We start from the raw sequence: 15318 nt of genomic DNA, 5'->3' as shown, positions 1-15318 counted from the left end.
CATTGACAGCATTATACAGCAAATAAACTCTTTGCCTTTATATTTGCGAGAAAGTCGGATAAGGCTCTTTGTAAAGAGAATATACATGTATAACCAAAAAGTTTTTATAGATTTGATGTTTTATAACCAAAAAATTTTATATTTTCTCTTTTTGCTTAATAATATTAAAAATTAAAAAAAGATAAATAAAATTAAGAATATACTCCCCATGGTAAAAATACCAAAACAGATACAACAGCTACTATAATTGTTGCGGGGATAAAACCTATAATACTAAGAGCTCCATCACTTCCAATATACGTCATTATTAGTATAAATATTAGATAAACAATGTACCATATAGATTTTCTAAACTCTCCTTTGACTTTAAATATTAAACCGAAAACTATAGAGGCAATTAAACCTATTGCAATAGCGTAAGGTACAGAAGGCCACCCACTCCAAAATGCTATAAGAGATGATGAAATAAATGCCAAAACAGCCCATACCCATCCCAATGGCAATCTATAATTCTTTGGTGTTATATTTTTCTTCCTTGCAGCCATCATCGTAACAGGTAAAGTTGCAAATGCCAAATAACCTCCTACAACAGCATCTTCTAGCAATGAATATATTGCATGGATTGGTGCGGTTAAGAAAGTAAGTATTGCTCCTACAATAGCAAAAATGATTAAAGCCCAATATGGAATAGCATAAGTTGCGCTAACCTCTTTCAATTTATCAGGCATGTAGCCAGATCTTGAAATAGCAAATACTACTCTTGTTCCACTTCCTAGATATATATAACCTGTAACAAAAGGACCTAAAATTGCTACTATTAGAACTAACAATAAGGATAGTTTGGAATGAAGGGATGAAGATATATCAATAAATGGGTTACCTGGCAAACTAGATACAGAACTCCAATCACCAAACTTTATACCTAATGCACTCCAATTTAATCCTCCAATAAAAACAATTGAAAATAGAATATAAATAATTGTTTGTCCTAAAACTGTTAAGAGTATAGCTTTTCCTAGAAAACTTTTATCTTTAACCTCTTCGGCAAAATCAGGTATAACTCTAATTCCACCATAGGCGAACATAGCCAATGGTATTGCTAAAAAAATTCCTGAAAAGCCAAACGGAGCAAATCCTCCTGGTGTTTTTATAAAATTACCTGGAGAAAAGAATACAACAGCTATTGATAATGCCGCAACAATATATATAATCAATTTTATTAATCCAAGTCCTAAAGTTGTCCTTCCAAAGGCTTTAACACCAAAATAATTAAAGGGAACAAATAAAAGAAGTAATAGAGTACCTACTATAGCACCTAATACTGTTGGAATAGTTGTTCCTGGAACTAGCAAATTTGGGAAAAAGTAGGCTAATCCTTCGACAGTTGCTAAAGCTTCTATTGGGGGTATGAAGAGATACCATACTAAGTTCATGAAAGATGAAATAAGGTTTAAAATGTTACCATGGGTATATAGTGGGTATCTTGCTGGACCTCCTGCTTCAGGCCAAACCAATTCAAGTTCAATTATTGGAATTGATACAAAGGTGTAAAATATCCCTCCTAGGATCCATGAAATTATAATAGAGGGGCCTGCATAACCGGCCATGCCTGCTGGAGAAAACAAAATACCAGTTCCAACAGCACCAACAAGACCAGCTATAAATATTTCTAAAAATGAAAGTTCCTTTCTAAGACTAGCTCCTTTGCTATTTTCTCCCATAATTTCACCTATACAATTATGTATCCTATTGTAGTATTTAAATATTTTAATACTAGAAATACATATTTGATTTTATAAAATTAATCATAAAATATTTTAAGAATTTTCAAATTTTTTCTTATCTTCATCTTTCATTCCCCAATATTTTTCAGGGAACTTTCCATTCTCTACTTCAGATTTATAATTAGAGATTGCATTTCTAATTATTGATTTTAAATCAACGTATCTTTTTGCAAATTCAGGAGAATAATCACCCATACCTAATATATCATTTATAACCATTATTTGACCATCGCAATAAGGACCACTTCCAATGCAAATAGTTGGAATTGATATTTTTTCAGTTATTCTTTTTGCTACTTCATATGCAGTATACTCTATGACCAATGAAAAAATTCCAGAATCCTCAAGCTGAATTGCATCATCTAGTAAATCCTTAGCTTCTTGATAATTCTTTCCTATTAGCCTATAACCTCCAATTTGTTTATATTTTTGAGGAGTTAAACCAATATGGCCCATAACAGGAATACCAGAATTTACAATATTTTTTATAACTTCCTTATATTCACTACCTCCTTCTAATTTAATTGCATCTGCCCCTAATCTCAAAAACTTTGATGAATTTAAAATAGCCTTTTCTTTACTATATTCATAGCTCATAAATGGCATATCTGAAACTACTAAGGCCTTAGGATTTGCATTACATACAGCCTTAGTATGAATCAACATTTCGCTCATACCTACTTGCAATGTAGATGGATAACCTAAAATAACCATACCTAATGAATCTCCAATTAATATTATATCAACTCCTGCTTCATCAGCAATTTTAGCAGTTGGATAGTCATAAGATGTTATTGCAACTATTTTTTTATTATTTTTCATTTTCATAATATCTCTAATGGTTAATTTTTTTCTCTCCAAAATCTCACCTATTTAATTTGTTCACATAACCGATTATTTGCTTTTATTAAATTTTTTAAAGCAATAACAGATTTATATGCAAAGTAATTATATTTAGCTTCATAATTTGACTTTTTAGCAACTTCATATAAAGCTAAATTAATGTAATCAAGTTCTGTCTTTTCTTTTCCTAAGCATATGTCTTGCAATGTGGAATTATAATTATAATAGGTGTTCCTTAAGGTATCAATAAGCTCCTTTATTGGATCTCTTTTAAAGTTTATGTTAAGAAGGGAAGCAATTTCCTTTGATTCTTCTGCTATTTTTAATGACAAATCATATGCATGTTCATTTTCTAAAATAAACCCATTGTGCTTTAAATAAAGGGTTGCTATAGGATTTATCGCTGAATTTATAATAACCTTTTCCCATCTATATGGCTCCACGTTTTCAACTAATTCCAGGTTTATCTCATTTAATTTAAAATCTTTAAATTCATTTGTACAATTTTTGTTCTTGCATCCAAGCACTATTTTATTTCCTCCAGAGAAAAGTGAGTGGCATTTTTCAATTTTCTTTATGCCATAATAAATTATCATTGACGCTGCATCAAAAAATTTTTCCAATTTTTCTAGTGAATAAAGACCATTTTGAGTCGATATAGCTAACTTAGCCTTTATATTATTTAAAGATAAACTTATTGCTTCATCTAAATCATAGGCCTTAACTGTAAAAATTAGATAATCAAGTTCTTCTTTTATATCTTCATAACCACAAATCCTTATATTTTCTTCTCCTAATTTTTCAACAATTACCCTTTGTTCTTTACATCCGTGAATTTTATCTATAGCAATTACATCATATCCACTTTTCTTAAATATATACGATAAAAAACTTCCGATTGCTCCACAACCTATAACTCCTATCTTCACTCTCTTTCCCTTACTTAACTCTCCAAAATATATTTTGGTATAACTAGGGAAACTACAAAATTTGGCTCATCAACAATTTCAGAAATCCTTAAATTACCTATTACACTGCTTAAAACATAACCTTCTTCATATGATAATTTATATTGTCTATTCAAAAGTTCGATCATATCATTAACTGCATCTTTTGCTGCTTGATATAAATCGCTTGAAATACCCATAGCTGCTATTACTTCTCCTTTAAAATCATCTTTGTTAGGGCTAATTGTGAAGGGTCTCTTAATTTTTAAATCTTTTATAACCTTGACCTTCAATTTAACCTCTGCACTCGTTTCAATAGCTGTACCACAAATTTCTCCATCTCCTTGAGATGCGTGGGGATCAGATATCGATAACAAAGCACCTTCTACATTAACGGGTAAATAAATTTTTGATCCTATGCCATTTAATCTATTATCCATATTACCTCCAAAATATTGGGGAGGTATCATATCATATTCTTTGTCTTCTTTTGGAGACAATCCTATTACACCTAAAAATGGCCTAATTGGTATTTTAATCCCCCTTAAAAAATCCTTTGCTATTGCATAATTTTCTTTGATATCCCATATTATTAATCTTTCATTAAACCTTTTTTTAAGAATACCAAAATCACTTAATATTGCACTCCATCCCCATTTATCAACTTTAATATCTTGGATTTCTACTTCTAAAGCATCTCCAGGTTTTGCATCATATACGTAAATTGGTCCAACTGCTCCATCAAACTTGCTTGAATCTAATTTAGATAGGTCTTCTGTCTTAAAATCATATTTTATTTGTTTTGTTGAGGAGTCTGGGACTTTAATTAACAATTCATCTCCAGAATTAACATAAGCTATTGGTTTTAATTTATTACTCCATTTAAAATGAACATTACTATCCATAAAACCATCTATCTGAATCATTTTTATTCCCTTTATTTTATTATTTTTACATCTTAATAAAAATTTCCCATTATTGGGGGTAAGTAAAATTTTTTATATTCTCTATTTCTTATTAGGGATTGGTATATAAGTGAACTACCCCGCCCTTGCGGACGGGGCATCCCCACTTCGCGATGGGGATTTCCTGCTTCTCAGAGTAACCTCGATCCCCCTACACACACAGTATTCTATTGAACGGAACCGTTCCGTTATACCCTATGCGGAAGCGGGGTTACGGAGGGTTTACTCTCCACAGGCTTAATCCCCAGTCCCTAGGGTATGACCTAGCGCTTTCAGCCAATGCCTAATTTTTTTCCCAGAATTGATGAATTATAATAAATCCTTCTATAAGGGGGCTATCCACCCCCTCCTCACGGAAGGGGACTTTCGCCCCCTTAACCCCCATCTAGTTAAAGTAGGAGTTGGGTTACAGTTTTTATAAAAATTCATTCTAATTAGCTCATACTTTCTTTACTGTATATGGAAAGATGGATTAAGAACTGTTTTATCATGGGAAAAATAAAATATAGCTCTATTGTTAAGAAATTTCAGAGTTATGATATAAAAACTAAAGGAAACTGGTTACACTTAGCAGAAGACTAATATAAAATAATGGTATTTTGAATATAAGACTTGTTTAAAAACTAATTATGGTATAATCATCTTTGATAAGAAAATGATGGATATATTTTAAGTAGAATCTTTATGGGATAATAGTTCGAAATGGCAGCATATTTCACTTATTTATTCTCATTTTAAAAATTATATACAAAACTATTATGAATGCGATTATTGACATTATTGATGAAAAATAGTAAGCATAACTATATCTAATTTCATAAAGCAGTCCCATTATCATATTACTTAAAAATACACCAATACTTCTTCCAAAGGTTAATAGTCCCATATTACTTCCCATGCTTTCCGATTTAGAAAAACGGGAAATAATGGAAGGTTCGAATGTTTCTGTAGAGGCTATTGAAACTCCTAGAAGAAATGAAAACGGATAAATGGCCATTATTCCATAAGATGAGAATTGAGCAAACCCTAGCGAAGAAAAAGATCCTAATAAATATCCTATAAATCCCAATGCAAAGAAATTGTTAATCCTTAATCTACCTAATAAAAAACCAAATAATGAAGATGCTGACAGAAAAATACCATAGCTTATAACTGATAAATATGCCTGATGAGTGAAAAATTCTGTAGTTATTATTGGAAATCCAAAGCTATATTGTGTAAACCCAAATAACGTTGTAGATATAACTATCAAAGTTATTATTTTATTATCGCTTTTAAAAGATATTTTTCTTTTCTCCACCTTTTTTCCTGAATTAGATATTGATAAAAGATATGTTGATATTGCTAAGGGAACCATTGTTATTAATAATAAATATTGTATTGGAAACTTAAAGAATAATAATATTGTTGTATATGTTATGGCCAAAACTGCTCCTCCTAAGTCTAAGCTATGGAGTATGCCAAAAGCCTTTGATCTTTCACTTTCTTCAGTTACTTCTGTTAACATTGCTCTCCTTATAGGTGACCTAAAGTTCCTAAACCACCAAGGAATCATAAATAAAAGTAATGCTTCCCACAGATTTTTAGAAAAACCGAGCAATGAAATAATTATTATGAGGCCATTTCCTAAAACTGCCATCTTTTTTCTGCCAAATTTATCTCCCATTATTCCTCCAATTAATCCCATTAAACTTCCTATACCATAATTTAATGCTTCTGCAATTCCATAAAGCCATATAGGGGCTTTTAATATTATAACAAATATTAAAGGAAACATAACTACAGCCGTTTGATAGCCCAAATCTGCAAAAAACGCTGAAAAAGATAATTTATAAACCTCCTTTTTTATCATTTTCTTCTCCTTCTAACTTCATCTTCATCCTAAATTAAAAATATTCCTTTAATAATTTTATGTTTACATTTATCAAATGAAAGAAGTCTTAAGGGATTCTTAATAAGGTTCACAATTACATAATAGATCATTATCATAAGCACATGTTATATGTATGGGCAAACTGGGGGAATTACTTCGTTTCTTTTCCATACTTAACTAGTAAATAGAAGTATAGCTAATGAACAAATTTTGTTAAGACAATATCTTTATCCTCTTTTGCTTGAATTCTATCCTATTTTGAATAATATCATATTATACATAATAATACTGACCTAAATACATTTTCATATTAAATACCAAAATAAAAAGCTTAACATGTTTATTTTCACTGCTAGATATTTTTGATTTTAAATTACTTATTAATACATTTCATATATAATGAATAAAGAAAACCCAAACATTATGCTCATCTCAAATAGAAGGAATTTCATTACTGTAAAAATTCATATATTAAAGTAATTTGCAATATATAAAAATTTAAGTTTGAGATATTATTAAATTATTAGGGTATTAATGTCACAAACAAATAATTTTACATTTGGCATAGAAGAGCTTGATAACTTATTAAACAATATAGAACAAGGAAATGTTATACTTATTGCTGGAAATCCAGGTGCAGGAAAAACTACATTTGCATCTAAGATAGCATATGAAAATATGAAAAAATATAATTCAAAAACAATATATATAAGTTTTATTGAAGGGAAGAATGAATTTTTTAGAAACATGAAAAGTTTAGGTCTTGATTTTAATGAGTTTGAGAATAAAGGGTTGTTTAATTTTTTAGAAGAAATAACGTTTACAAACAAAGAAATGATTCCAGATCTCTTAAATCAATTTATTGATATTATTGATAAAATAAATGCAAAAATATTAATTATTGATAGCATTACATCTCTAATTCAATTAAGTCATAGTATCATACATTTAAGAGAGATCTTGCATAATTTTCTCTACAGAATTTCTAAAACAAAAGGTATTACTTCGATTCTCATTGAAGAAATTCCATATGGAAGTGAAAAAATAGGTATTGGAATAGAAGAATTTTTGGTTGATACAATAATATTACTGAAAGCTATAAATTTAAAAGGAAAGATTGTTAGAGTTGCAGAAATAAGGAAAGCTAGAAGATCAAATATTTCATTAACTACAATTCCATTTATAATAAAATATGATAAGGCAATTTCATTATTGTATCCTAAAAAGTTTAATAGAGTAGCAAAACATAAAATAATAAAAATTGTATTAGATAATAATGATTTTTATATTGATACTGGAAGCCAAAATCTAATCATAGTACATCCAAAGATAAACCCATTTTCATTAGCTTCACTAATCATACTTGGTACATTAATAGGAACTCCTTCCTTATTAGAAAATATTAGAAGAAAACTATCATAAGGTTAAGAAGTTGTGTTGCTAACAAATTTTATTCGCAGTTAAAACATTGCATAACAAATACTGGAATAAAAAACAATAAAATTGAAGAATTATTAAAATACTATGTAATTGATGGCATAGATCCGACCAAGTATAATCTAATTGATTACTTTGATCATGTTAAAGAAATTGAAGAAAAAGAAAAGCCTGCGTTTGTTTTAAATATTGGATTAGATGAATTAATTAGTTTAATTGCAGATGATAAAATATATCCAATATTACAATTAGAAGCATTTGCTAGGAGAATAAACAATAATATAACTACTCTGTATACATTTAATGGGACTATAAAAGACTATTATAAAATACCGTTAAGTGAATTATATGATAATATTTGGTATTATTATCCATCAAAAGACAATAAACTTATATTAAGACCATTTAGGATTAAAATGAAAATATTTTCAAATGTAACATATGCGATAAATATAAAGAATACACCTTGCACCTTCTAAGCGATAAAAGAAATATCCAGCTTCTACTTTTAGGGCATAGATTGAATTAAATTTACATTCTTTATTATATCAATTCTTGCATAATATTACTAGTAGTTTTAATTTATACAATAAAAGAATCTAAGTATGTAAACTTTGTATTGAATTTGATTAATGCTGATTGTTATCGGTGCAAAAGCAGTTCGGGTTTGTTTACGTTCAATTCTGACAAATATTCAAGATGATTTGAAATTTTAATAATTGTTTTATTACTTTTAATTTATTTACCTATTAGTTACCATAATAATTTATCTTTTTAATAAAAAAGTTTAATTAAAAATAACATGATAAATCTTTTTAACTAATATTAATTATTTTTAAATCTAAACCTATATAGACCTTTTATTACTCTTTGAAAATCTATCAATGAATACACTATATATTATTGCAAATATTATCAGAATAAAAATAAGTCTTCCTATTATTTGAGAAATAAAGCTAGCTGCAAAACTAATTAAAAACAAAAGACCCATAGAAGATCTTATATTGATTTGATGTCTTAATGAAACTAATGATTGTTGATCAATTGTATTAGCGTATTCTCTTATTATTCTTCTTAGCATTAGGGCCCAAAGAAATGCTAATGCTGCTAAAGTTCCAGTTAAATAAAATATATCTTGAGTCCTCAATATTTCTGGTAAAAGAGAAATAATAATTAATAAAAGAACATCATATAATGGAAAGTTATTTGTTTTTATAGGGTACTTAAATCTATCACTTATATACCTCCACCAAAACCATATTACTAATACATTAACTATAATATAATCTATAATTGCTGGAAGACTAATTGTATAATAATTTAATGATTGCGAATTAAAAGCTAACGCTATTGCGACTATCATAGTTGAAAGCTCTAATATTAATACATTTGTTGTAAGCTTTTCCTCACTCAATTATATTCCCAGTTATATTTTTATTAGCCTCATTAAAAAATCTATTTTGAATTCAAAACTAAAATTATCTTTGATTTATTCAAAGTTATTTTTATAGAGTATGTTTCCATCGATTATTGTCATTACAACGTTATTTAAATAACTATTTAAGGGATCTTTACTTAATATAACTATATCCCCCTTCTTTCCTAATTCAATACTTCCTAAATCTTGTCTATAAATAGCTGTTGCACTTTTTTGAGTATAAGAAGCATACGCCTCTTGAAGATTTAAAGATTCATGCATTGTATATTTGCTTAATTCTATGTTTTGATTTGATCCACGATTAACTGCTGCATCTATCGATAAGAAGGGATCAATGGGTTCAACAGGAGCATCTGTAGAAAATGCAATGTCTAATCCATGATTTATTAACGATTTAAATGGATAAACCCATTTTGCTCTATTTATACCCAATCTTTTTATGACCCAAAAGTCTGATATTATGAAATGGGGTTGAACAACTATTATAGGGTTTATTTTTGATAATTTCATAAATTGATCTTCTCTAACCAAAGAAGCATGTTCAATTCTATTCCTTTCCCCGCATTTTTCATAAACATCTAATACATTATCTAAAGCAGCATCACCAATAACGTGAGTTGCTGTCTTTAAATTCAATTCCTTTGCTTTTAAACAATTTTCTAAAAGCTGATCTTTTTCCATAGCTATAAATCCTTTATTTTCTGGATCATCTTCATAAGGATAGCTTAAATATGCAGTCCTTGATCCTAAGGAACCATCTGAAAATAATTTTATGCCTTTTATTTGAAATAAATCATCATTTTTAATTTGTTTTGATTTATACATAATATTACCATTCAAAAAAGCTGAAATCCTTATTTTAAGCTTATTTTCAGATCTCAATTCTAAAATTGCTGATAAGCTTTTTTCATCTACGCTCATGAATCCAACTGAAGTTATTCCTTTTGAAATCAATTCATTTTGAGCTAATTCTATTAATTCCTTTTGTTCCTCAATATCTCTGTTTTCCCTCATTAGTTTCCTAATTTCATCAAATGCAGTTTCTTTAATTATACCAGTAGGTTCATTATTAGGAAATTTATCAATGCCATAGACCTCTTTATCAAAGCTATAGAGAAATTTTATTGCTTTTTCGTTTATTAAAGCTGAATGTAAATCAATTCTAGAGAAAATTGCTGGTTTATTTTTAGTACAATTATCTATATCATAATGATTTGGCCACCTATTTTCTAAAAATTTTTCTTGGTCCCATCCATGCCCGTAGATCCAATTTTTAAATTTATCTTTTTTATTTTTTATAGATTCACATAAATCCTTAACTGATTTTACATCCCTTAAATCTATTCCATTGATATATTCGCCCAGTTCGTCAATATGTATATGAGCATCAATAAATCCTGGAATTGCATAATATTTATTTTTTAAATCTAAGATTTCTATTTTTTCTTTTTTTGCATAATCTAATATCTTATCTTTATTACCAATAATTTCGATCTTACCATCATTAATTAATAAGGAATTTATTATTTGCAAAGGATAAAACGATGCATATATAAATCCATTAATAATAGCTAGTGATCCCATGGATTTCACCAAAACTTAATTCAAATTTATATACTAATTCTACCATTATTAAGCTTTATCAATAATAAATAATCTAAAAATACCAATAATAACTTAGCATATTATAGGTTCTTAGTTTAAATATAAATTCAGAATAATTTTTCTTTATAATTTTGAGTTAAACCTTTTTTAAATATTTATCATATTAACTATGAAACATTTGTTAGAAATTTGCCAAAATTATGGCAACCTTCCCCCTTTTATTTTTTTCTCCTCTCAAAATGTTAGGTTTGTTGTCTCCTTTATCATAGTACTCTATATAAGATACCAGTAGTTCATTCCTAGTTTTAATTGAGATGCCTTGTTTCCCTAAACAATTAATGTTCTATAAGTTCATAATTATTTTATAACAATTTCATCAAAAACTTTTTAAAACAATACCCATGTTATAAATTTTATCTTAGACTTTTATTAGTTAAGTCAAATAGATTTATTTTTGGTACATCATTTGAATTTTACTTAGTCGAGTAAAAATTTCAAAAGACATACCGTTATGCTTAAAAGATATTCAACTTTAAATAGAAATTGTGATCAACATGGCTAACCTAGTTAAATTATTGGCAATAATATTTTTGGTTTTAGCCTTGATAGGCTTTGGATTATTTGCTTACGAATATAATATTAAGAATACCCCTCAAACAAATAAATCAAATAATTCATTCTTATTTAATACTCCCATGATAGGTATAGTAACTCCAATGGCAATGGAACAAGCACCAATTTTAGCTCAAATGAAAAACGTCACTGAAATAAATATTAGCGGTTATACATTTTACGTTGGAAAAATAGGCAATCAATGGGTAGTTAATGTAAGAAGCGGAGAAAAGGAATATGCAGCAGAAATGGCAACTTACATCATGGATACTCATTTTCATATAATAGCTAATATTTTAAGTGGTACTGCTGGATCAAGGAATCCCTATATTTTACCAGGAGATGTAGTTATAGGAGCTTATGTAGTTGATAAATCTTCAATTCATTATCATAACAGAGGTTTCCAAAGTGACTATACTGGGGTAGAAATGGTTGTAAACAATAAAAGCCTGATTCAAAATGCTGTAATAGGTGGTTATGGAGAAATAGGACCAACATTGCAAAATGCTTCCTATTATGGTTATGGGCCTGGAACTAATGATTTGAGCTATGTTTATGTTGCTGCTCTTCCAGCATCACTAGGATTAGTTCAAATTGCCGAAAATGCCCCAATAGGTTATATATCTATTGCAAATGCTACTGGTAATAGTTCTTTATCTGGTATTGTAAAGTCGCAAATTATTGTTGGTGTTATAGGATCAGCAAACCAATGGACAGAACCATTAACATGGATGGAGGATCAAAATGCCTTATATCAATCTGATGCAGGTGAAAATGAAGGAATGGGATTTGCTTATGTAAATGCCGAGTTAGGCATACCTTGGATAATTGTTAGAGGGATTTCTGATTCTCCTTGGTTCCCTAATGCATATATAGGAGTAATAGCAGCACAAAGAGCTGCTAATGTTACTATATTTATTGTTGAACATTTCTCTCAAAACAATTTATATAAAACAGTAAACATGAGCGTACTATCAAACATATCCAATGCGGTGCTAAATGGTTATTTGATAGCTTTAAGGGCCTACTATTCTGTTGGAAATGTAACTATGATAAAATATCAATTACAAAATGGAACAATAATTACAGTTGTTAATCCCAATGAGGTAGAATATACTTATGGATTTGGTTATAAAATATTAGAAGCAAGAAATCAATCTTGATTTTTTTTTTTTTAAAAATGATTTTTTTATAGTAAAAGGTAATGGATAAATTTATCATTAGTTTTATATTATTTTAGTATCTATTAAACCTATAAATTATGATAATATTAAAACAAGTTTATAACTTTTTAAAACACAACAAATTTTTAAAATATAGATATATCTAAAATTCTTATGAATCTAGTTATGATTATAGATACAATTATTATAATAAGAATTAAAATCCTAGCACTAAATGGTCCAGCCCATAATTGTCTAAGCTCATCCCATTTTTTATTCACGTCTTCAATTTTGAGCAAAGGACGCGTCAGTTTTAATGTATTTGGAATGAATATTAAAGAAATTAAGGCAATCAAAGGTATGAAATCAAACAATGAAGATAGAATTATGGAAAGATACAATAAACCTATTGCAGAATAAACTACATATCTTATTTTATTTCCCATTACTATTATAATGTTTTTCTTATTCAACTTTTTATAGGTCTCAGCCTTTAATGAGCTAGACCCTAATAATATTAAAAAAGTAAAGGAACCGTTTATAATACCAACTAACAATGGATATAATGTCGATAGATTTCCAGTTTGTACAATATATGAACCCCATACAACTAAAGGACCCATAACTATTGCTGCAATTATCTCTCCATATCCCCTATATTTAAGATTAAAAGGTGGTTCACTATATATAACCCCTAAAAATAATCCAATTATACCTATAACAATTACTGGTATTCCGACTCTTAGCGCTAAATAAATGCCTGATAACAAAGCTATGAAGATCATGGAATAGCCGACTGATCTAACAATTTTAGGGTTTAAATTCAAATCAACAATAGCATTATTTCTATGGAATAATCCAGTTTTTCTATATAATAAATCTATATTTGTTTTATAATCAATATAATCGTTAATTAAATTTACTCCAGCTTGGGCTAAAATTAAGGCAATAAGAGTTATAAAATAAAAAGCCCAAATAATCTTACCAGTTTTGTACCAAGCAATAGCTGTACCTAAGGTAACTGAAGAAAATGCACTCAATAATGTTACAGGGCTTAATGCTTTAAACCATTTTTTAATCAATTTTATCCCCTTTAATAGAAAATCTGGGGATTAAAAAAGAAATCAATGCCCCATATATAGGGGGAAATGCTAATGCTAGTATTGAATATCTAAAACTTATCAGTGATCCTATTGTTAAAACTATTAAAGCACCCCATATATGAAAGCTTGATCCTATAAATGCAAATTCCCAAGTTCCTTTCGCTACCATATTTTCTTTATATATTTCTCTAGGAATTGAATAAATAAATGGTACAGCTATTGCTTCAATCATAATTAAGATAATTGTTAGAGCCAAATATATTCCAACTGGTTCAAATAAATATAAAATTAAAAATCCTATAAAAGAAATTATGTATGAAATTCCTATAACAATTGAAGTTATTTTTAATGATTTAGTTAGATATGCTATAAAACCTCCAGCTATAGTTAAAATTGCTCCAGAATAACCAAACGTTTCCATAGCTATTGGGACGTCTTTTACCGAATATGAGGATACAAATGGCTGTAATAATATAGCTAAAACTAAATTAAACCCAGCTATTGTAGCCCAATAAAAACCCATTATCCAAGTTATCTTTAATTTATATGTAGTGCCCTTATACTCATTTTTTAATTCTTTTATAGTATTTTCAAAATTTAATGTTGAAAAAGCAAATATTAATCCAACTATAAAAGATATTATTGAAAATATGGAATAAACCAAGATTGGACTTTGAGTTTCTAGAATGTATGCTGATGTTCCGATAGCAACTCCACCTGGAATTCCTGATATTGAAATTGCAGATGCTAAATTTCTTGACTTAAAATCGCTAAACAAAAAAGAATACACATTTGAAAATATTTCCATATAAAATGTTACTGTTCCTTGAATAATTCTCAAAATAATTAATTCAGAAAATGAAGAAATAAAAGGCATTAATGCTATAGAAATTGATATTAAACCGGTTAATCCAATAATAGATTTTGTTAATCTTTTATAAAATTTTAAAAACCTTCCAATAATTTTACCTATCGGCATTCCAATAAAATAAGCTAGGTTGCCCCATAATATTAATTCTTGTATGTTTACTCCTATTTTCTCTGAAAAATAAGGCATAAAAAGAACATAAATTGATAATGCTGATGTTAATAATGATGCTATAACAAAACCTAATAATGAGTAAGCCCATTTTCTTGTTTTATTCATTGTAACCACTCACAGGTGATTAATAATTATTAAACTATTATTAAAGTTTTTATTGATGAATTATATAGAATTTTTATTAAATAATTTTATATACCAGTAATATATTAAATAAAAATAATACGTATTAATTTATCTTTTTAACTTTTGTATTTCTATTTTATATAGGTGATAAAAATTGAATAGTTTAAATATTAATAAAGAGAAAAACAGAATTAATAGAGAGATAGTTCCTTTGAATGAAACAGATATAATAATGTATGCTCATAAGAGTTGTGGATTTATATGATGCAATGACCCATTTTATTAATTCTTAATAATTTTTAACTTTTTTAAGGTAAATAAACTATATAACACAATTTTAATTATTATACATAACCTACTCATTTTTAACTTATCTATAT

11 protein-coding genes are annotated in these 15318 nt (G+C 28.1%); 2 read left to right on the top strand and 9 right to left on the bottom strand.

What is annotated here, in order from left to right; genetic code table 11:
• Nucleotides 1-191 precede the first annotated feature (191 nt).
• The 5 genes from CALAG_RS00810 to CALAG_RS00790 form a co-directional block, all read right to left on the bottom strand.
• Complete coding sequence (locus CALAG_RS00810) at nt 192-1721, bottom strand: APC family permease (RefSeq protein ID WP_015231853.1); 1530 nt, start codon at nt 1719-1721, stop codon at nt 192-194.
• A 96-nt stretch (nt 1722-1817) separates the two neighbouring features.
• Complete coding sequence (gene panB / locus CALAG_RS00805) at nt 1818-2645, bottom strand: 3-methyl-2-oxobutanoate hydroxymethyltransferase (RefSeq protein ID WP_015231852.1); 828 nt, start codon at nt 2643-2645, stop codon at nt 1818-1820.
• 8 nt (nt 2646-2653) lie between these two features.
• Nucleotides 2654-3556: a ketopantoate reductase family protein gene (locus CALAG_RS00800; protein ID WP_015231851.1), complete on the bottom strand. Its 903-nt coding sequence runs from the start codon at nt 3554-3556 to the stop codon at nt 2654-2656.
• A 14-nt stretch (nt 3557-3570) separates the two neighbouring features.
• Entirely contained in the window at nt 3571-4500 is a 930-nt protein-coding gene (locus tag CALAG_RS00795) for an acetamidase/formamidase family protein (protein WP_015231850.1), read from the bottom strand.
• A gap of 754 nt (nt 4501-5254) precedes the next feature.
• Nucleotides 5255-6391 carry an MFS transporter gene (locus tag CALAG_RS00790; RefSeq protein ID WP_015231849.1) on the bottom strand — a complete coding sequence of 379 codons (1137 nt, stop codon included), beginning with the start codon at nt 6389-6391 and terminating at the stop codon, nt 5255-5257.
• A gap of 555 nt (nt 6392-6946) precedes the next feature.
• On the opposite strand from CALAG_RS00790, the gene CALAG_RS00785 reads away from it, so the two are divergent.
• A complete protein-coding gene (locus CALAG_RS00785) occupies nt 6947-7834 on the top strand; it encodes an RAD55 family ATPase (RefSeq protein ID WP_015231848.1) in 888 nt (295 codons plus the stop codon).
• 862 nt (nt 7835-8696) lie between these two features.
• Here the strand turns inward: CALAG_RS00785 and CALAG_RS00780 are convergent.
• The gene (locus CALAG_RS00780; protein ID WP_015231847.1) at nt 8697-9263 is read right to left on the bottom strand and encodes a hypothetical protein; all 567 of its coding nucleotides are present in this window, start codon (nt 9261-9263) and stop codon (nt 8697-8699) included.
• 75 nt (nt 9264-9338) lie between these two features.
• Nucleotides 9339-10871 carry an amidohydrolase gene (locus CALAG_RS00775; RefSeq protein ID WP_048816641.1) on the bottom strand — a complete coding sequence of 511 codons (1533 nt, stop codon included), beginning with the start codon at nt 10869-10871 and terminating at the stop codon, nt 9339-9341.
• A gap of 575 nt (nt 10872-11446) precedes the next feature.
• On the opposite strand from CALAG_RS00775, the gene CALAG_RS00770 reads away from it, so the two are divergent.
• Nucleotides 11447-12667 carry a 5'-methylthioadenosine/S-adenosylhomocysteine nucleosidase family protein gene (locus tag CALAG_RS00770; RefSeq protein WP_157463135.1) on the top strand — a complete coding sequence of 407 codons (1221 nt, stop codon included), beginning with the start codon at nt 11447-11449 and terminating at the stop codon, nt 12665-12667.
• Between the two features lie 146 nt (nt 12668-12813).
• Here CALAG_RS00770 and CALAG_RS00765 read toward each other — a convergent pair whose 3' ends face one another.
• Complete coding sequence (locus CALAG_RS00765; protein WP_015231844.1) at nt 12814-13749, bottom strand: prenyltransferase; 936 nt, start codon at nt 13747-13749, stop codon at nt 12814-12816.
• The gene (locus tag CALAG_RS00760; RefSeq protein ID WP_015231843.1) at nt 13742-14917 is read right to left on the bottom strand and encodes an MFS transporter; all 1176 of its coding nucleotides are present in this window, start codon (nt 14915-14917) and stop codon (nt 13742-13744) included. Before CALAG_RS00760 ends, CALAG_RS00765 begins: the two co-directional genes overlap by 8 nt.
• Between the last annotated feature and the right edge of the window lie 401 nt (nt 14918-15318).

It is taken from the genome of Caldisphaera lagunensis DSM 15908 (assembly GCF_000317795.1).
Classification (GTDB): Archaea; Thermoproteota; Thermoprotei_A; order Sulfolobales; family Acidilobaceae; genus Caldisphaera; species Caldisphaera lagunensis.
The sequence above is the reverse complement of the archived record's forward strand: the minus strand, read 5'-3'. Positions and strand labels throughout refer to the sequence as shown.